The sequence below is a fragment of the Arthrobacter sp. SAFR-179 genome, from assembly GCF_059414945.1.
This window is the reverse complement of record NZ_JBPFDM010000010.1, coordinates 144,058-161,230: the sequence shown is the minus strand read 5'-3', so window position 1 is coordinate 161,230 and position 17,173 is coordinate 144,058. Positions and strand designations below refer to the sequence as shown.

Genomic DNA, 17,173 nt, shown 5'->3' with positions numbered 1-17,173 from the left:
GCATTTGGACATGTCCTGGCGGACAGCTGGTGGGGCCACGATGGGAGCACCAACTGAACGGATTGAAGGAGCACCATGACCACGTACGACATCGCGCTGATCGGTTTCGGCGGCGTCAACAGGACACTTGCTGAATTGATCGCCACCCGCGGGGATGAGCTCAGCCGCAAACTGGGTTTCGGCCTGCGGGTGGTGGCCATTACGGACCTTCGCCTCGGCTCGCTGGTGCAGGCCGGGGGAATCGACCTGGACGCAGCCTGCCGGCTCGATCCGGGTGTGGAGACCTTCGCGGCATGCGGGGGGTCCGCAGAGCCGGACAACGAGCGTGTCATTCGGACCTGCCCTGCCGACATCATTTGCGAAGCAACCTTCACCAACCCCGGGGACGGTGAGCCCGCAGCCTCCCACGTCCGCTGGGCCCTGGAATCAGGGAAGAGCGTCTGCACCACCAACAAGGGCCCAGTTGCATTGCATGGCGCGGAACTGGCGGAGCTTGCCCGGAGAAACGGCCTGGGTTTCGAATTCGAGGGCGCGGTGATGAGCGGAACCCCCGTGCTCCGTTTTGCGAAGCAACTGCTTCCAGGCCTGGCCCTCAACGGGTTCGAGGGCATCCTCAACGGCACCAGCAACTACGTTCTGGGCCGGATGGAAGAAGGCCTCAGCTTTGACGAGTCAGTGCGCGAAGCCCAGCAGCGGGGGTACGCAGAGGCGGATCCCACCGCTGACATCGAAGGCTACGACGTCCAGCTCAAGGTCCTGATCCTGGCGAATGAACTCCTAGGCGCGGACCTCACCCTTGCCGATGTGCAGCGCCAGGGCATCTCCGCGCTGACCCCCGAAGACCTCACCAGGGCTGCCAGCCAGGGCCGGCGGTGGAAGCTGGTGGGCTCTGCGCGGCGAAACCCGGACGGGACAGTAAGCGCCGGCGTTGCCCCCGCAGCACTCCCCCTTGACCACGGGCTCGCGGGAGTTTCCGGAGCGAACAACGCTGTGTCCTTCAACACCGACCTCCTCGGCCCGGTAACGGTTTCCGGCCCCGGGGCCGGACGGGTGGAGACCGCTTATGCCCTGCTTTCGGACATCATCGCCATGCACGGTGCCAGGAACCAGGTGACTGCACATGCGTGAATCGACACTTGCGCCACTTGAAAAGGCGCGGCCCGCTGTCGGTGACGTACAGAGCCCCTTCGATGGCCGGGTGGTGGGAGCGGTGGCACTGACCGCACCGGAGGCCATGGAAACGGTCTTCGAGACCGCCCGGGCTGGGGCCGTGCAGGCCAGGGGAATGTCCCGCCACGCCCGCGGGAAGCTCCTGGACTCGGCTGCCATGCTGATGGACGCGCGGGCGGAGGATTTTGCCGGGACCATCTCCGCTGAAAGCGGCAAGACCATCCGGCAGGCACGCAAGGAAGTGCTGCGGGCGGTCAACACCCTGCGCCTGTCGGCAGCAGAAGCACGCCGGAATGCAGGAGAAACCATTCCTTTTGACTCCTATGAGGGATCGGAAGACCGCATTGGCTGGTACTCCCGCGAGCCATTGGGCATCATCGCGGCCATTACGCCCTACAACGACCCCCTGAACCTGGTGGCGCATAAGGTGGGCCCGGCCATCGCGGGAGGAAACGCCGTGATCCTCAAGCCGTCGGCATTGACTCCCCTGTCCGCCCAAATGCTGGCGGACGTCCTCACCGAAGCGGGCCTGCCGCACGGAGTGCTCACGGTTGTCCATGGAGGCAGGGACGTTGCGGAGGCGATCGTCAGGAACCGTGACATACGGATGGTGTCCTTCACCGGCGGGTTTTCGACCGGTGAGGCCATCGCCCGGACAGCTGGGCTGAAGAAGCTGTCCATGGATCTGGGCGGCAATGCACCGGTGATCGTGATGGACGACGCCGACATTGCTGCCGCCGTGGAAGCCTGCGTCTCCGGCGCCTTTTGGGCCGCCGGCCAGAATTGTGTGGGAGCACAGCGTCTCCTCGTCGCCGAGACCGTGTACTCGGAGTTCCGCCGGCGGTTCCTCGACGAAACGTCCCGGCTGGTGGCGGGCGATCCTGCAGCGGAAAGCACCGATGTGGGTCCGATGATCACGTCGGCAGCGGTGGAACACCTCCAGGCCAAAATTGATGCGGCCGTCAGCGCAGGTGCCGTGGTCCTGGCCGGCAATATCCGGAACGGCAATGTCCTGGAGCCTACGGTGCTGGAGAACGTTCCCTTGGGGAGCAGGCTCTGGGCCGAAGAAGTCTTTGGACCAGTGGTGCTGCTGCAGCCGTTCAGCACCTTTGACGAGGCGGTGGACCTGGCGAATGCGGTGGACTTCAGCCTGCATGCGGGAATCTTCACGCGCTCCCTTGGGACTGCAGTGGAGGCTGCCGGCCGCATCGATGCAGGTGGCGTGATGATCAACGATTCCTCGGATTACCGCGTCGACGGCATGCCGTTCGGTGGGTCCAAGTACGGCAGCATGGGCCGCGAAGGTGTGCGGTTCGCCTACGAGGAGATGACCCAGCCGAAGGTTGTCTGCATCAAGCGCCGGGACGGCGGGGTCTAGGTGGGCTGGACTGCCGTGCCCCGCCGGACGTAGTTGGACAGTGTCATGGCCGTCACCGTGTCCGTCACTCCGGGAGCGGCAGCAATCTGTTCCCAGATTTCCTGGATGCGCTCCAGGGAACGGGCTTCCACCCGGACCAGCAGGTCGAAGTCGCCGCTGACAACATCGCAGAGGACCACTTCCGGGATCGATTGCAGCAGGGATATCACATCGGATCCGCGCACCCTGTCCTTCCGGTAGACCATCAGGAAGGCCGAGACGGGTCCTTGACCGGGCGTACCGGTGACCACCGTGTAGCCCTGGATATACCCCTGCCGTTCCATGCGGTCGATCCGCTGCCGCACGGCGTTGCGGGACAGAAGCACCTTCGCTGCCAGCTCCGCGTGGCTGATCCTGGCGTTGCGGGTCAGCTCCGCAAGGATGCTCTGATCGATCCGGTCAAGACTCGCCCGCTCCATGTCCACCCTTCACCGCATGAGATTTCAACAGCAGACACGAGTCGGCCCGGCTCCAGAACGAAAGCACTAGGAGATGATACTTCGGCACCAGGTCAGCGCGTCCGCTGACCCGCCATGAAATGGGCGACGGCGGCACCTGGCCGGGTGCCGTCGTCGGACCTTCACGTCGTGGCCGGGATGGCGCACCGGGTAAACTTGTCCGGTCATGCGCTGTTCCTACTTTGATGCCGGCACCTGCCGCTCCTGCACCCACATGGGCAGGCCCTACGGCGAGCAGCTGGCCGGCAAGCAGCTGCACTGCCAGACCCTCCTGTCCGGCCACACCGAACTCGAATGGCTTCCGCCGGTGGCGAGCCAGGAGTCCGGCTTCCGCAATAAGGCCAAAATGGTGATTGGCGGAACCGCCCAGAACCCCACCATCGGGATCCTCGACGCCGACGGCCATGGCGTTGACCTGCGCAAGTGCGGCGTCTGCTCCCCCGGCCTGCTGGCCTGCTTCCCCGTGCTGGCCAATTTCATCCGCCGGGTCCGCCTGACGCCCTATGACGTTCCGGGCCGGACCGGCGAGCTCAAGCACGTGATCATCACCGAATCACCGGACGGGGAGGTCATGCTCCGGCTGGTCCTGCGCTCGGACCAAACGGTGCCGCGCATCCGGAAGCACCTCCCGGAACTGCTGGCCGCACTGCCGCAGGTGAAGGTGGTCTCCGTCAACCTGCACCCGGAACACAAAGCCGTGCTGGAAGGCGACCGGGAAATCCTGCTGACCCGGCAGTCCACCCTGAACATGCGGGTCAACGACGTCAACCTGCACCTGCGCCCGCAAAGCTTCTTCCAGACCAACACCGACATGGCCGCGGCGCTGTACCGCCAGGGGCGCGAGTGGGTCAACGAACTGGCGCCGGCCTCGGTGTGGGACCTGTACTGCGGCGTGGGCGGGTTCGCCCTGCACAGCGCCGCCCCGTCCCGCACCGTCACCGGCATTGAAACCAGCAGCGAGGCGATCGTGTCTGCCCGCATCAGCAGTGACGAGGCCGGCCTGCAGGGGATGGACTTCCAGGCCGGCGACGCCACCGCGTTTGCCCTTGCCAGCAGGCAGTCGCCGGACCTGGTGATCGTGAACCCGCCGCGGCGCGGCATCGGGAAGGAGCTGTGCGGCTGGCTGGAATCCTCGGACGTGCAGCACGTGGTGTACTCCAGCTGCAACGCACAGTCCCTGGCCCGAGACCTGGCCGCCCTCCCGTCGTTCACCGCCCGGCGCGCCCGGGTCCTGGACATGTTCCCGCAGACCACGCACTACGAGGTGATGGTGCTGCTGGAACGGGCCGCGTAGGTTCCCGGCTTACCTGCCGCGGACGCGTTCGACGGCGGCCGCGGCGGCTTCACGCCCGCCGGCCCGGAGTCCCGCAGCCACTCCTTTCGCGTCGGCGTCGGAGCGGTTCTGGCTCAGTTTTTCCTTCGCCTCGATCCGGGTGATCACCAGTTCCACGCCGACGATCGCCCGCAGCTGCCCGGCAATGAACTTCTCCGGCGCATCGTCCACGGTCCAGGGTTCCGCCCGGCGGTCCTCGTGCAGGCCGGTCAGGTGCCGGACGTGCCCGGCCAGCCAGGCGGCGTCGTCATGGACCACCAGCTGCCCGTACACATGTGCCGTGCTGTAGTTCCAGGTGGGGACCACGCGGCCGTGCTCGGCCTTGGAGGCGTACCACGACGGCGAGACGTAGTCGTCCGGCCTCTGGATGATGGCCAGTGCCTCACCGGTTGGCGCGGTGGACCACTGCGGGTTGTTCCGTGCCATGTGGGCCTGCAGCGCGCCGTGCTCCCCCACCGCCGGGTTGAAGGCGAAAGGCAGCAGTGTTGCCAGCAGGCCCTGGTCCGTCATGGTGACCAGGTTGGCCGCGCCGGGCGCCGCAAGGAGGTTTTGGACGGCCTGGGGGTCTGCGGCGAAGTGGGCGGGAATGTACATTGGGAGTCCTTTCAGGAGGTCAGAGGGCTGGTTTGAGGCGGACGCGGACGGCCGCAGCGGCGCAGAGGATGACGGCAAGGGCGCCGATCACGGTGGTCCAGGTGAGCGCTTCCCCCAGCAGGAGCGCGGCCCAGCCGATGCTGAGGACCGGCTGGAGCAGCTGGATCTGGCTGACCTGTGCCATGGGCCCGATGGCCAGGCCGCGGTACCAGGCGAAGAAGCCCAGGAACATGCTTACCAGCGCGAGGTAGGCGAAGGCCGCCCACTGGACGGGGGTGGCCGACGGCGGCTGGTCCAGGACGGAGAGCACGGCCAGGACCAGCATGGCCGGGGCGGCAAGGACCAGGGCCCAGGCGATGGTCTGCCAGGAGCCGAGCTGGCGTGCCAGCAGGCCGCCTTCCGCATACCCCACCGCGGCGCAGGCCACGGCGCCGAGCAGCAGGAGGTCGGCCCAGTGCAGGTGCCCCACACCGCCGGACTGCAGGAAGGCAAATGAGATCGCCGCCAGCGAGCCGAGCGCCATCACCGCCCAGAAGACGGCCGGCGGCCGCTCGCCGGAGCGCAGGACCGCCACCGTGGCAGTGGCGGCCGGCAGGAGGGCGATCACCACGGCCCCGTGCCCTGCCGGCACCGCGGTGAGCGCGTAGGACGTCAGCAGCGGAAAGCCGACGACGACGCCGCCGGCCACGAGCGCCAGGCGCGGCCAGATGCTCGGTTGCGGCAGCCGCTGGCGGGTGATGGCGAGTGCTGCGGCCGCGAGAACAGCGGCCACGACGGCCCGGCCGGAGCCGATGAACAGTGGCGGGATGCCTGCGACGGCCACGCGGGTGAACGGGACGGTAAAGGAGAAGGCCGCCACGCCCAGCAGGCCCCACCAGATTCCGGTGGCCTTTGGCGGCAGTATCACTGGGTCATTCAGCACAGTAGCGCTACTATGATCTTTCATGAATAACGATAGCAGTTCGCGGATCGTTGCGGCACTCCGGCAATGGATCGCCGGCGCGGCTCCGGGAGCCCAACTGCCGTCCACCCGCCAGCTCGTGGCCGAGTACCAGGCCAGCCCCGTGACCGTGCAGAAGGCGCTGCAGGTGCTGACGGCCCAGGGGCTGGTCGAAAGCCGGCCGGGCGTTGGGACCTTTGTCCGTGCGGTCCGCACGGCACGCCCCTCGGACTATGGCTGGCAAACGGCTGCGCTGAGGTCGCCGTCGTCCCCGCTGCCGTCGTCGTCGGGCACCATGCGCAACGTTCCCGGCGATGCCATCTGGTTCCATTCCGGCTACCCGGACCGTGAGCTGCTGCCGGAGCGCCTGGTCCGCGCCGCGCTGACGCGCGCTGCCCGTGGTGACGCTGCACTGTCACGGCCGCCGGCCGCCGGCATGCCCGAGCTGCAGCAATGGTTCGCGCAGGAACTGGGACTGGCCACTCCGGTGGGGGTCACGCCTCCCACCCCGAACGACGTGGTGGTGCTGCCCGGAAGCCAAAGCGGCCTCAGCTCCATCTTCCGGGCGCTGGTGGGCGCGGGACAGCCGCTGCTTATTGAGTCGCCGTCGTACTGGGGCGCCATCCTCGCCGCCGCCCAGACCGGGGTGCGGCTGGTTCCGGTGCCCACCGGTCCTGACGGGCCGGACCCCGCGGACGTGGACCGCGCCTTCGCCGAGACCGGTGCCCGTGCCTTCTACGTGCAGCCCAACTATTCCAACCCCACCGGGGCGCAGTGGGCGGCGGGCCGGGGCGACGGGATCCTGGATGTGGTCCGCCGGCATGGCGCCTTCCTGGTGGAGGACGACTGGGCCCACGATTTCGGCATCACCTCGGATCCTGTTCCGCTGGCCACCCGCGACGATTCCGGGCATGTGGTGTACATCAGGTCCCTGACCAAAAGTGTTTCCACCGCCATCCGGATTGCTGCCGTGGTTGTCCGCGGACCGGCGCGGGAACGCATCCTGGGCCAGCGCGCCGCCGAGTCGATGTACGTCAGCGGGCTCCTGCAGGCCGCCGCGCTGGACGTGGTGACGCAGCCCGGGTGGCAAACGCACCTGCGAAGCCTCCGCCAGCAGCTCCAGGCGCGCCGGGACCTCCTGGCGGCCAGCATCCGCGAACACGTTCCCCAGGCGCACATCGACGCCCTGCCCAAGGGCGGACTGAACCTGTGGCTGCGCCTGCCCGATGCCACGGACCTTACGCGCCTGGTGCGTGACTGTGAGGACGCCGGGGTGATTATCGCCGCGGGCACGGAGTGGTTCCCGGCCGAACCCGCCGGCGCCTTCATCCGGCTCAACTACTCGGGCCCGAATCCGGGCGCCTACCCGGAGGGTGCACGCGTGATCGGCGAGGCGCTGGCGCGGCAGGGCTGAGGCCCACGGTGCCGTAAATGCGCGACTTTTGCGCCTCCGCGGGAGCGGGTGCCCTTCTCTTCGGGGAGGGCTGACCGGAAAGTTCCGATAAGTAACGCAATCCGGTCATGGCGCGCAGGGCAAACCGGAAGCTGCAGGGTTGGCGAAGGAATGCGTCAAGATTTCCGCTTAACCCGGTTCCGGCCACGCAGCCGTGGCTACGCTGGCCGTGCAATCCGCATCCAGCACACGCATTTGGGGGAACCATGCCTGAAATTCACAGCCCTTCCGCGCCCCGCACCTCTCGCAAGGAAGACACGCTGACCGCCGGGGCTGCCTGGCGGAAGGGCTCCAACAAAACGCTGACCGCCGGGGCCGCTGCCGCCGTCGTGCTCCTGCTGGCAGCTTGCGGCGCACCCCAGGCCTCACTGACGGCCGCTGCAGGCCCCGCCAGCGAAACTGCAACCGCAACACCCACGCCAAAACCCATTGCCGATACGCCCTGCACCGCAGTGAACGGGCAGCAGGTTTCCGCAGGCACCACCTATGTCTGTACCAAGGACGAATCCGGCAGGCTGGTGTGGCTGGACGCCGCGCAGTCCAAGCGGGTCACGGAGAAGCTGGCAGCCGCAGCTGCAACGAAGGTGGCCGCGGAAAAGGCCGCAGCTGACAAGGCAGCCGCAGATAAGGCCGCAGCCGACAAGGCCGCGGCCGACAAAGCTGCCGCTGATGCAGCCGCCGCAGAGGCCGCTGCCCGGCAGGCCGCCGAAGCGAAGGCCGCCCAGGAAGCGGCGGCAGCCCAGGCAGCAGCGGACAAGGCTGCGGCGGCGGCTGCCGCAAAGGCTGCTGCGCCTCCCGCTCCCGTGGCCCAACCCGTTCCGGGCACCAATCCCGGCTGCGACCCCAACTATTCAGGCTGCGTTCCCATTGCCTCCGACGTGGACTGCGCCGGCGGAAGCGGCAACGGGCCGGCGTACGTCCGCGGCCCCATCCAGGTCACAGGCACGGACATCTACGGACTGGACGCCGACCACGACGGCCTGGCCTGCGAACGGTAGGCTAGACGAAGGCCTTGACCAGCTCTTCGCTCTTCTCCCACAGGCCCCTGGCCAGCTCGGCGTCGTACGCCTGCGGGTTGGCCTTGGCCAGGGAGCGCTTGTAGTAATACGCCCCGGAGATCCAGTCGGTGCCCGGGGTGCCGTTGGTGAGCCACAGCAGGGTGTCGGCACCCTGATCAGGGCTGAGCATGAAGCGGTTCAGCAAGGTGGTGTACGCGTGCCGCCAGGGGCTCCCGGACTCCGCCGCGAAGTTGGTGCGGACCACGCCCGGGTGGAATGCCGCCGTCGTGATTCCCTGGTCGTGGAAGCGGCGGTGCAGCTCGGACGTGAAGAGGATGTTGGCGAGCTTGCCCGTTCCGTAGGCGCGGTTGGTGCTGTATCCGTGCTCGGCGCTGAGATCGAACAGGTCCAGCTTGCCGAAGCTGTTGGCGCCGCTGGAGGTGTTGACCACCTTGGCCCTGCTGGCGGTGAGCGTGTCCATGAGCAGCGTGGTCAGCAGGAACGGTGCCAGGTGGTTGACCTGGAATGTCGATTCGTTGCCGTCCACCGTGAGCGTGCGTTTGCCCATGATGCCGCCGGCGTTGTTGGCCAGGACGTCGATCCGGGGGTACTTTTCCTTGAGCTGGGCGGCGAGTTCGCGCACCTGCGCCAGGTCGGCGAAGTCGGCGAGGTAGGAGTCTGCACCGATCTCCCCCGCCAGGGCGCGGGTCTTTTCGGCGGAACGGCCGACGACGACCACCTGCTCCCCTGCCTTGGCCAGCGTCCGTGCGGCTGCCGCGCCAATGCCGTCGCTGGCGCCGGTGATCACGATGGTGCGAGGAGTCAAGGGGTGTCCTTTGGTCGGCGGGCGGCGCATAGGGAAAGCACGCCAAGGGGAACAACGACGGCGGGGCGGCCGGTGTTCCCACCAGCCGCCCCGCCGTCACTCAGCGTGAAGCGTCAGCCCGCCACACCGGCCACCAGGAAGATGGCAGCGGCGATAGCGAAGCCCATCACGCCGATCAGGGTTTCCATCACGGTCCAAGTCTTCAGGGTGGTCTTGACGTCCATCCCGAAGAACCGGCCCACCAGCCAGAAGCCGGAGTCGTTGACGTGGGAGACCACCACGGATCCGGCGGCGACGGCGATCACCATGGCGGCGATCTGCATGCCGTTCAGGCCGCCTGCTGCGACCGCGGGGGCAATGAGGCCCGCGGTGGTGGTGAGGGCGACCGTGGCTGAGCCCTGGGCGATGCGCAGGATGGCGGAGATCAGGAATCCTGCCAGGATCAGCGGGATGCCAAGGTTGCCCAGGACGTCCGCCAGCGCCTTGCCGATGCCCGAGGTGCGCAGGACGCCGCCGAACATGCCTCCGGCGCCGGTGATCAGGATGACCGAGCAGACCGGTCCCAGGGAGGATTCGAGCAGCTTCTCCAGCGCCCCCGCATCGCGGCCGCGGCGGGTGCCCAGCACGAACAGCGCCGCGAGCACGGCGATCAGCAGTGCCACCGGGGTTTCACCGATGGTCCGCAGGATCTGGAACCACTGTTCCTTCTTGACGGAGGCGTCCAGGGCTCCGGAGGAGGCAAGGGTGTTCAGTCCGGTGTTGAGGAAGATCAGGACCAGCGGCAGGAGCAGCAGCCCGATAATGGTGCGGAACTTTGGCGGGTGCGCCTCGGCGTCGGCACTGGCGTGGCCCAGGATTTCGGGAACCGGGAGGACCAGCTTCCGGCCGGTGTACAGGCCGTACAGGTAGGCGGTGACGTACCAGGTGGGGATGGCGGTGATGAGGCCCGCGATCAGCACCAGGCCGATGTTGGCATCGAAGAAGGCGGCGGCGGAGACCGGACCGGGGTGCGGCGGCAGGAAGATGTGCATCACCGAGAAGGCGCCGGCGGCGGGAAGGCCGTAGCGCAGCACTCCCCCACCCAGTCGGTGGGCGACGGCGAAGACCACCGGCAGCATGACCACCAGGCCGGCGTCGAAGAAGATGGGGAAGCCAAAGATCAGCGAGGCCAGGCCCAGCGCGAACGGCGCGCGCTTTTCACCGAAGACGCCGATCAGGTAGTCGGCCAGCACCTTGGCGCCGCCGCTGGTTTCCACGATCCGGCCCAGCATCGCGCCCAGGCCCACCAGCAGTGCCACGGTCCCCAGGGTGGTGCCAAAGCCGTTGACCAGGACCGGGACCACCTGGTTGGCGGGGATGCCGGTGGCAAAGGCGGTGGCCAGGCTGATGAGGATCAGGGCGATCAGGGCGTGCATCCGCAGCCGGATGATCAGGAACAGCAGCACAAGAATTGCCGCCGCGGCGATGAGCAGCAGGGGGCCTGCGCCCATCGTCTGGGTCCATCCTTCGATGGTCATGGTTCTCCTTTGAAACAGGGTTGGGGACTGGGGGTCAGGACGCTGTGGGCGCCTGGCCGGAGGGGAGGTTGAGGGCCTGCACGACGGCGGCGACCAGTTCTTCGGGTGAGCGCGAGATGTCGAGGCGGAGGCTGCCTGCGTCCAGCTCTTCCTGGCTGAGCGGCTCAAGGGTTGCCAGCTGGCTGGGCAGCAGGGTGGGCGGCATGAAGTGACCCACGCGCCCCTGCATGCGCTGACTGATCAGGTCCGCGCCGCCGTCGAGATGGAGGAAGATGACGCGGCCTTCGGCGCCGGCGAGCAGCTCACGGTAGCCGCGCTTGAGCGCGGAGCAGGTGAGGACGGTGCTCTTGCCGGCGGCGGCCTGCGCGGTCATCCAGCTGCGGATCTCCTCGAGCCAGGGCCAGCGGTCCCCGTCCTGGAGGGGAATGCCCTGGCTCATCTTGGTGATGTTCGCTTCCGGGTGGAATTCATCCGCTTCGGCGCAGGCCCATCCCAGCTGTTGGGACAGGGCGGCCGCCAGGGTGGATTTGCCGGAACCGGCAACGCCCATGACCACCAGGTGCGTGGCTGGATACTGCATGTCATACCTCCGGAGAAGACGTCTTTGGCTTTCGAAGAAGCTCGCTGCCGGCCCGGTGTTCATCGGGCCAAGCGATAAGGTATCACCTTTCTTCACTAAAGATGCTATCTATTCGTGTCACAAGTCATACCTTTGCCGCTTTCCCCGCTATTCTGGAGGGGCGCAGCGGCGCGTAACGGAACGGGGAAAAGAATGTCGACGGCGACAATCCAGGACGGCGATGAAGTGCACGACGGCGGTCCCTCCCCGGCGGCGCAGGGGCGGGTTATTGAGGCGGTGGGGGTTGCCATAGCTTCCGGGGAGCTCGTCCCGGGCACACGGCTCACCCTTGAAGGGCTGCAGCACGAGTACGGAATCTCACGGACCGTTGCCCGGGACACCATGAAGGTCCTCGAATCGATGAACCTGGTCTACTCACGCCGGCGCGTGGGCATCGTGGTGCAGGAACCCTCGCTCTGGAACGTTTTCGACCCGAACCTGGTGCGCTGGCGGCTGGCCTCGGACCGGCGGGACCTGCAGTACAGCAGCCTCACCGAGCTGCGCATCGCCGTCGAGCCCATCGCAGCAGCGGGCGCTGCACGCCGGGCCAGCGCCGCAGAGCGTGCACAACTGGTGTCCCTGGCCGCCGACCTCCGCCGGCTGGGCGAGGCTGGCGACCTCCAGGCCTTCCTGGCCGCCGATATCGCGTTCCATCAGCTGCTGCTGCGAAGCTGCGGCAATGAAATGTTCCGCGCCCTGGAAGGGATGATCGCGGAGGTCCTGACCAGCCGGACCCGGCAGGGGCTCATGCCGTTCAAGCCGAGGAGCGAAGCACTGCAGGCGCATGAAGCTGTTGCGACGGCCGTGGCCGGGGGCGATACCGCGGAGGCGGAACGGGCCATGCACCACATCCTCGATGAGGTGCGGGAAGCGATGGGGCTGCGCTGACCCCGAACGCAAACGGGTCCGGCCGGGCAATCGCCCGACCGGACCGCGTATCTCGAGGGTAACTGGGGTGTCAGTCGACGACCCTCACCTTGCCCACCATGCCCATGTAGTCATGGAGGGCGCAGATGTACCTGAAAGTTCCCTTCGCCTGGAATGTCACGGCGAACTCATCCCCGGGCCACATGACTCCCGAATTGAGGTTGCCGCCATCGAAGTGCTCCGGGTCGCCGGACGGGGCGAAAATGTTCGCCGGTTCGGTGCCAAACGTGACGGTGTGCGGAGCGTCCATGCCTGTATTCGCAAACACGACGGTATCGCCAACATGCACTGTGACGGTTGGCCGGACAAAGCGCATGACCATCGCCACGCCGTCGTCACCGCCGGCTATGACCTTGTGGTTGCTTGCCTGCTGCGCCAGGGATGCGTCCAGTTGCTGCCCGTCCCGGAGGATGGACCTCTCCTGCGCCCTCGATGCCTTGTCGTAGTCAGCCTGGCTGTAGGGGTAGTCCGTGCCCCGATCGCGCACGTGGACCGTTCCCTTCATCACCATGCCGTGGACCAGGCAGTAGTACGTGAAGTCGCCTTCCCGCGGGAACGACAGGCTGTAACTCCTCGCATCGGGGAAGCCAGGGACGTCCACGTTGGCCAGGAGGCCCGAGTTGTAGTATGAATGCCCGTCGTAGCTGTCCCCTCCGCGCTTCAGCAACTCATCGTTGCTGAACGGATTGAACGGTTGCAGCGACTGTCCCGAAGCCAGGAATGTCACTGTGTGAATTTCGGCGGAGTTTGCGTGCCACGCGATGGTGTCCCCCTTATTGATAAAGATCTCCGAGGGTAGGAACGCCATCCCCTGGATCTCCTGGTCGCGGGATTCAGAGCCCACCTGTACCTGCCAGGTCCGGTGGCCGCCGTCGGCCGATGCGGGGCCGGCTGCAGCCAATGAGGCGAGTAGTGCAACAGCGAATGCGACAATGAATGCCAGTTTGTTGGATCTCGGTGTGGTTCCCCGATAGTGCTTCATAGCAGTGCTTTCTTAAACGGCGATCTGATAAATGCCGATGTGCAGCTGCAGCCGATTCGACCCATTGCGTGACTGGCCCAACCGGCCACTGTTTTTCGGAGTGAAGGTGCCGGCTGCCGATGCCGGGGAGCGCGGGCAGCCAGTGCCGGCCAATTTTCGGGCCGGACATGCACCACCCCAACTGGTGCCGCGCAGGTATACCAATTTTCCAGACGCCGCCCACGGTGCTGGTGTGCACATGCTGGAGGCGCGTGCACCTTCAACAGTCCTCCTGTAGGTGGAACTTGTCGAGACGGGGCGGCTAAGGAAAATACTGTTCGAGGCGCAGGCCTGCGGGCGGGAACTGGCACAGCTGGGTTAAACAAAAGCAGGGCCTGCCGATGAACGGCAAGCCCTGCTTGGAAACCTAACGGTCCCGGAACCCTAGGAAATTAGAGAGCCTGGATGTTGGTGGCCTGGGGACCCTTGGGGCCCTGCTCGGTGTCGAAGGAAACCTTCTGGTTCTCTTCGAGGGAGCGGAAGCCGGAGGAGTTGATCGCGGAGTAGTGCGCGAAAACGTCCTGCGAGGAGTCGTCCGGGGAGATGAAGCCGAAGCCCTTTTCAGCGTTAAACCATTTGACGGTACCAGTAGCCATTATTTTTGTCCTTCGTGAAGGTGGAGGGAAAATCCCGACTTTCGGGCCCTCCGGCGTGGGGTGTTCAAAAACCGCTACTTCAGAAGAACACGGACTTTCGACCGCGCGTACTGCCTGAACTACCAACTGCATAAACACAACAACAGGATCAACACTACAGGAGATTCGCCCCACACCTAATTCCGTGCCTGTTCAACGGCACTAAACCTGCCGGCGATCCTCGAGCGCCGTGCTGTACCGGGTGAACCCGGGGCGGAGCCGGACCGAGCGGGGGCCCACCATCGCGATGTCCTCCCACAGCACCAGGAACGAGCCGCGGTGCCGCCACCGCAGTATCCGGGCCAGCAGCCACGGGTGGGTGAGGCCATTGCGCTCGTACCCCAGGAACGATGCAACGCTGTGCGGGCTGACCACCAGCCCCAGCAGCCGCGCGTCCGCCATCAGCTGGTGCGGGGGCCCGTCCAGCACGAACCGGGCGTCGGCAACCCGGCCCAGCCATCCGCCGTCGGGGTCATGGACCGGAGTGCCCAGCAGGTCACCGAGGATCATGGCGGCCTCCCGGTATCCGCGCGATGATCTTGTCCCGGACCCACCGTTCCACCCAGCTGGCATCCAGCGGTTCGCCGCTCACGCCCAGCCGAACCACCACTTCCACCTCCGCCACGTCCTTCCACGGGATCCGGATCAGCCTGGACGACGGCGGCCTGCCGCCAAAGATCCGCGTGCCCAGCACCGCCCCGGTCAGCAGGGCCGTGATGACCGGTGGCGCCGTCCCCGGCGGGATCTCCACGTCCAAAGCAGGCCCGCTCACCTCAAGGTCGTCCACGGTGGTGACCGGGACGCCGTCGTGGTCCAAAACCTGCCGGTCCATGAGGTGCAGCTGCGCGTCCAGGATGCGGCCGGCCACGTGCGGCACGGGCGGCAGCGGACCGGACGGGGAGGTCATGAGCCGGCTCCTGTCACAATCATGAGCGGAATGGCGGCAAGGGAGGCCACCAGGATGATCACCAGGTAGACCATTCCCAGCACGTTTACCACACGGCCGTTCACGTGCTCGTGCATGTACTGGGGATCGTTGGCCACGATGAGGACGGGCAGGTACGTCAGCGGCAGGGCAATGGCGGAGAACACCACCGAGTATTCGGTCACCTGCACCGGGTCCACGCCGGTGGCCAGGACCGCCATCCCGATCAGGAGGCAGACAATCATGGCCACGTGGAAGCGCGCGGCCTCCGCCGGGCGGCGGAACTTCCCCCACGACCAGCCGAAGAACTGGGCCAGCGTGTAGCCGGACGAGAGGGTGGTTTCCAGGGCGGCGCCGAAGGTTGCGGCCACGATGCCCACCAGCACGAACGCCAGCCCCAGCTTCCCGGCACCTTCCGCCACGGGCAGGATCACCTGGGACAGCGACGTCACCGAAATACCGGCCGGCAGGAGCACGACGGCGGCGCACGCCGCGATGGCCACGGACAGCAGGCCGCCCAGCGGGAAACCGACCAGGACGTTGATGCGTTCCTGCAGCAGGTCCTTTACGGTCCAGCCTTCCTCCACGGCGCCGGAGGAGAAGAAGAAGACCTCGTAGGGGGTCATGGCGGCGCCGAACAGTGCGATGGCGTAGTAGCTGTACGTCCACACTGTTTCCTGCTCCGGCACGGCGGGCGTCAACTGCCCGGCCAGCGCTCCCCAGTCAGGTTTGAGGAGGAACAACGCCACCGCAAAGACAATCAGCGTCAGCCCCAGCAGGCCCGCGACGTTTTCCATGATGGTGAACCTGACGCGCCAGATGACCAGCCACACGGCCAGCGCCGCCACGGGGATCCACAGCAGGTAGTACACGCTGCTGGCCAGCTGCAGGGCCAGCGCCACACCGCCGATTTCCGCGGTGACGGTCATCAGGTTGATCAGGAAGGACGCCGAGAGGTTGGCCAGGCCTGCCCGCGCGCCGAGGCGTTCGCGGATCACTTCGAAGGTGGCCCGCCCCGATGCCGCCGCCACCCGGCCGGACATGTTGGCGAACAGGCAGATGCCCACCACTCCGACGGCCACCACCCACACCATCGACAGCCCGAACCGGGAACCGACGACGGCGTTGGTCACCAGGTCCCCGATGTCCACGAACCCGCCGATGGCGGTGAGGACCCCGAGCGCGACGCCGAGGAGCCGCTTCACCGGGACCCCACCGCGCCTTCGAGCTGCTTCAGGGCGTCCTGCGCGTCCGCGAGCGCCTTGTCACCGTCGGAAAGGGCCGGGCTGCCGCCGTCGTTGGCTGCCAGCGCGGCGCGTGCCGTGGCGAAACCAGCGGCGCACTGGTCCAGCACATCCAGCGCCTGCTTTTGCGCAACGCGCTCCTCCTGCGTGGCCGGCGAGAGCTTCAGGACACTGTTCCTGCTGGCCTCGACCTCCTTGAGGCCGTCCTCCAGGCTGGTGTCGGTGGCGGCTTTGGTGAGCTTACCGTCCATGTCCTGGCGGAGGGCGATCCGTGCGGTGGCCACGGCAGAGGAACTGTCCTTCACGGCCGTGGACACCGACTCAGCAATGCCGCCGCTGCAGCCCGTCAGGAGGGCGAGCGCGGCGAGGGCCACGAGCGCGGGCCTGGCGGCGGGGCGGGCGCGGAAGGCGGCGGCCCGGGGGGTAATTTTTGCGGCCGGGAGGGAGTCGGGCGTGTTCAGCACCGTTGCCTCCAGCCCCCGGAAACTCCCGGATCCATGCGACCTGGCAGGGCAGCCAAAAAATAGTTGCCTTGAGCTATATATAGCACTCCGCAGGGAAGTTTGACCTGCTCAAGCCGGGATTTTTGTCGCCTGCGCCATGGGGTCCACGGACCCTCGACCGCGCCTGCGAATAGGCATATCCTGCATCCAGATCCTGCGGAAACAACCCACCACCGGGAGATGAAGCCATGGAGATGCCCAAGGCAACCGAGGAAGACAAAGAGCGGTTCCGGCGCGTGATCCCTGACCATCCGGGAGTGGTGGTGAAGCCGATGTTCGGCAACCTCGGCGCGTTCATCAACGGCAACATGTTCGCCGGGCTGTTCGGCTCCACCATCGGCGTGAAGCTCTCCCCGGAGGACAAGGAGATGCTCGAGTCATCCGAGCGGACCGTGCCGTTCGGGCCGGCGGAGCGGCCCATGGGCGGATACACCGGACTGCCGGAGGTCTGGAATGAAGAGGGCGACGGCGACGACACCCGGGCGCGGGCATGGGCCGAAAAGGCGTTGGGTTACATCGCGTCCCTGCCGCCCAAAGAGCCCAAGGAACGCCAAGCAAGGGCCGCGAGGACTTCCCGGGCGGCGGCGAACTAG

Annotated in this window: 19 protein-coding genes; 7 read left to right on the top strand and 12 right to left on the bottom strand. The window is 66.8% G+C overall.

Annotated features, from left to right (window positions below; all coding sequences use genetic code 11):
- Positions 1-75: 75 nt before the first annotated feature.
- Together ACR65K_RS15825 and ACR65K_RS15820 are read left to right on the top strand one after the other, a co-directional pair.
- Positions 76-1,128 (top strand): homoserine dehydrogenase, encoded by a 1,053-nt coding sequence (locus ACR65K_RS15825; RefSeq protein WP_440153929.1) that lies wholly within the window; start codon positions 76-78, stop codon positions 1,126-1,128.
- Positions 1,121-2,548 (top strand): aldehyde dehydrogenase family protein, encoded by a 1,428-nt coding sequence (locus tag ACR65K_RS15820; protein WP_440153927.1) that lies wholly within the window; start codon positions 1,121-1,123, stop codon positions 2,546-2,548. The genes ACR65K_RS15825 and ACR65K_RS15820 overlap by 8 nt, the downstream gene beginning before the upstream one ends.
- Here ACR65K_RS15820 and ACR65K_RS15815 read toward each other — a convergent pair.
- Positions 2,545-3,006, bottom strand: a complete 462-nt coding sequence (locus ACR65K_RS15815; RefSeq protein WP_440153926.1) for an Lrp/AsnC family transcriptional regulator — start codon at positions 3,004-3,006, stop codon at positions 2,545-2,547. The genes ACR65K_RS15820 and ACR65K_RS15815 overlap by 4 nt on opposite strands.
- Positions 3,007-3,211: 205 nt before the next feature.
- Here ACR65K_RS15815 and rlmC point away from each other — a divergent pair, with 205 nt between their 5' ends.
- Complete coding sequence (gene rlmC, locus ACR65K_RS15810; RefSeq protein WP_440153924.1) at positions 3,212-4,339, top strand: 23S rRNA (uracil(747)-C(5))-methyltransferase RlmC; 1,128 nt, start codon at positions 3,212-3,214, stop codon at positions 4,337-4,339.
- A gap of 9 nt (positions 4,340-4,348) precedes the next feature.
- On the opposite strand, the gene ACR65K_RS15805 is transcribed toward rlmC, so the two are convergent.
- Together ACR65K_RS15805 and ACR65K_RS15800 are read right to left on the bottom strand one after the other, a co-directional pair.
- The gene (locus ACR65K_RS15805) at positions 4,349-4,972 is read right to left on the bottom strand and encodes an FMN-binding negative transcriptional regulator (protein WP_440153923.1); all 624 of its coding nucleotides are present in this window, start codon (positions 4,970-4,972) and stop codon (positions 4,349-4,351) included.
- A 19-nt stretch (positions 4,973-4,991) separates the two neighbouring features.
- Positions 4,992-5,918: a DMT family transporter gene (locus ACR65K_RS15800; protein WP_440153921.1), complete on the bottom strand. Its 927-nt coding sequence runs from the start codon at positions 5,916-5,918 to the stop codon at positions 4,992-4,994.
- On the opposite strand from ACR65K_RS15800, the gene ACR65K_RS15795 reads away from it, so the two are divergent.
- Together ACR65K_RS15795 and ACR65K_RS15790 are read left to right on the top strand one after the other, a co-directional pair.
- Complete coding sequence (locus ACR65K_RS15795) at positions 5,917-7,326, top strand: aminotransferase-like domain-containing protein (protein WP_440153919.1); 1,410 nt, start codon at positions 5,917-5,919, stop codon at positions 7,324-7,326. The two genes, ACR65K_RS15800 and ACR65K_RS15795, sit on opposite strands and share 2 nt — an antisense overlap.
- A 245-nt stretch (positions 7,327-7,571) precedes the next feature.
- The gene (locus ACR65K_RS15790; RefSeq protein WP_440153918.1) at positions 7,572-8,363 is read left to right on the top strand and encodes a hypothetical protein; all 792 of its coding nucleotides are present in this window, start codon (positions 7,572-7,574) and stop codon (positions 8,361-8,363) included.
- Position 8,364: 1 nt separating this feature from the next.
- Here ACR65K_RS15790 and ACR65K_RS15785 read toward each other — a convergent pair whose 3' ends face one another.
- The 3 genes from ACR65K_RS15785 to ACR65K_RS15775 form a co-directional block, all read right to left on the bottom strand.
- Complete coding sequence (locus ACR65K_RS15785; RefSeq protein WP_440153916.1) at positions 8,365-9,189, bottom strand: SDR family NAD(P)-dependent oxidoreductase; 825 nt, start codon at positions 9,187-9,189, stop codon at positions 8,365-8,367.
- Positions 9,190-9,302: 113 nt separating this feature from the next.
- Positions 9,303-10,706 (bottom strand): GntP family permease, encoded by a 1,404-nt coding sequence (locus tag ACR65K_RS15780; RefSeq protein ID WP_056332537.1) that lies wholly within the window; start codon positions 10,704-10,706, stop codon positions 9,303-9,305.
- Between the two features lie 34 nt (positions 10,707-10,740).
- Complete coding sequence (locus tag ACR65K_RS15775) at positions 10,741-11,286, bottom strand: gluconokinase (RefSeq protein ID WP_440153914.1); 546 nt, start codon at positions 11,284-11,286, stop codon at positions 10,741-10,743.
- Positions 11,287-11,478: 192 nt separating this feature from the next.
- On the opposite strand from ACR65K_RS15775, the gene ACR65K_RS15770 reads away from it, so the two are divergent.
- On the top strand, positions 11,479-12,213 hold the full coding sequence (locus ACR65K_RS15770) for a FadR/GntR family transcriptional regulator (RefSeq protein ID WP_200946203.1): 735 nt from the start codon (positions 11,479-11,481) through the stop codon (positions 12,211-12,213).
- 70 nt (positions 12,214-12,283) lie between these two features.
- On the opposite strand, the gene ACR65K_RS15765 is transcribed toward ACR65K_RS15770, so the two are convergent.
- The 6 genes from ACR65K_RS15765 to ACR65K_RS15740 all read right to left on the bottom strand — a co-directional run bounded on the left by ACR65K_RS15765 (position 12,284) and on the right by ACR65K_RS15740 (position 16,541).
- A complete protein-coding gene (locus tag ACR65K_RS15765) occupies positions 12,284-13,234 on the bottom strand; it encodes a plastocyanin/azurin family copper-binding protein (RefSeq protein WP_440153913.1) in 951 nt (316 codons plus the stop codon).
- Between the two features lie 431 nt (positions 13,235-13,665).
- Positions 13,666-13,869 carry a cold-shock protein gene (locus tag ACR65K_RS15760; RefSeq protein ID WP_015936345.1) on the bottom strand — a complete coding sequence of 68 codons (204 nt, stop codon included), beginning with the start codon at positions 13,867-13,869 and terminating at the stop codon, positions 13,666-13,668.
- 201 nt (positions 13,870-14,070) lie between these two features.
- Entirely contained in the window at positions 14,071-14,418 is a 348-nt protein-coding gene (locus tag ACR65K_RS15755; RefSeq protein ID WP_440153911.1) for a PRC-barrel domain-containing protein, read from the bottom strand.
- Positions 14,405-14,815: a hypothetical protein gene (locus ACR65K_RS15750; RefSeq protein WP_440153909.1), complete on the bottom strand. Its 411-nt coding sequence runs from the start codon at positions 14,813-14,815 to the stop codon at positions 14,405-14,407. Before ACR65K_RS15750 ends, ACR65K_RS15755 begins: the two co-directional genes overlap by 14 nt.
- A complete protein-coding gene (locus ACR65K_RS15745; RefSeq protein ID WP_440153907.1) occupies positions 14,812-16,038 on the bottom strand; it encodes an Nramp family divalent metal transporter in 1,227 nt (408 codons plus the stop codon). The genes ACR65K_RS15750 and ACR65K_RS15745 overlap by 4 nt, the downstream gene beginning before the upstream one ends.
- Entirely contained in the window at positions 16,035-16,541 is a 507-nt protein-coding gene (locus tag ACR65K_RS15740; RefSeq protein WP_440153905.1) for a hypothetical protein, read from the bottom strand. Before ACR65K_RS15740 ends, ACR65K_RS15745 begins: the two co-directional genes overlap by 4 nt.
- 227 nt (positions 16,542-16,768) lie before the next feature.
- Between ACR65K_RS15740 and ACR65K_RS15735 the strand changes: the two genes are divergently transcribed.
- Complete coding sequence (locus tag ACR65K_RS15735; RefSeq protein ID WP_440153904.1) at positions 16,769-17,173, top strand: TfoX/Sxy family protein; 405 nt, start codon at positions 16,769-16,771, stop codon at positions 17,171-17,173.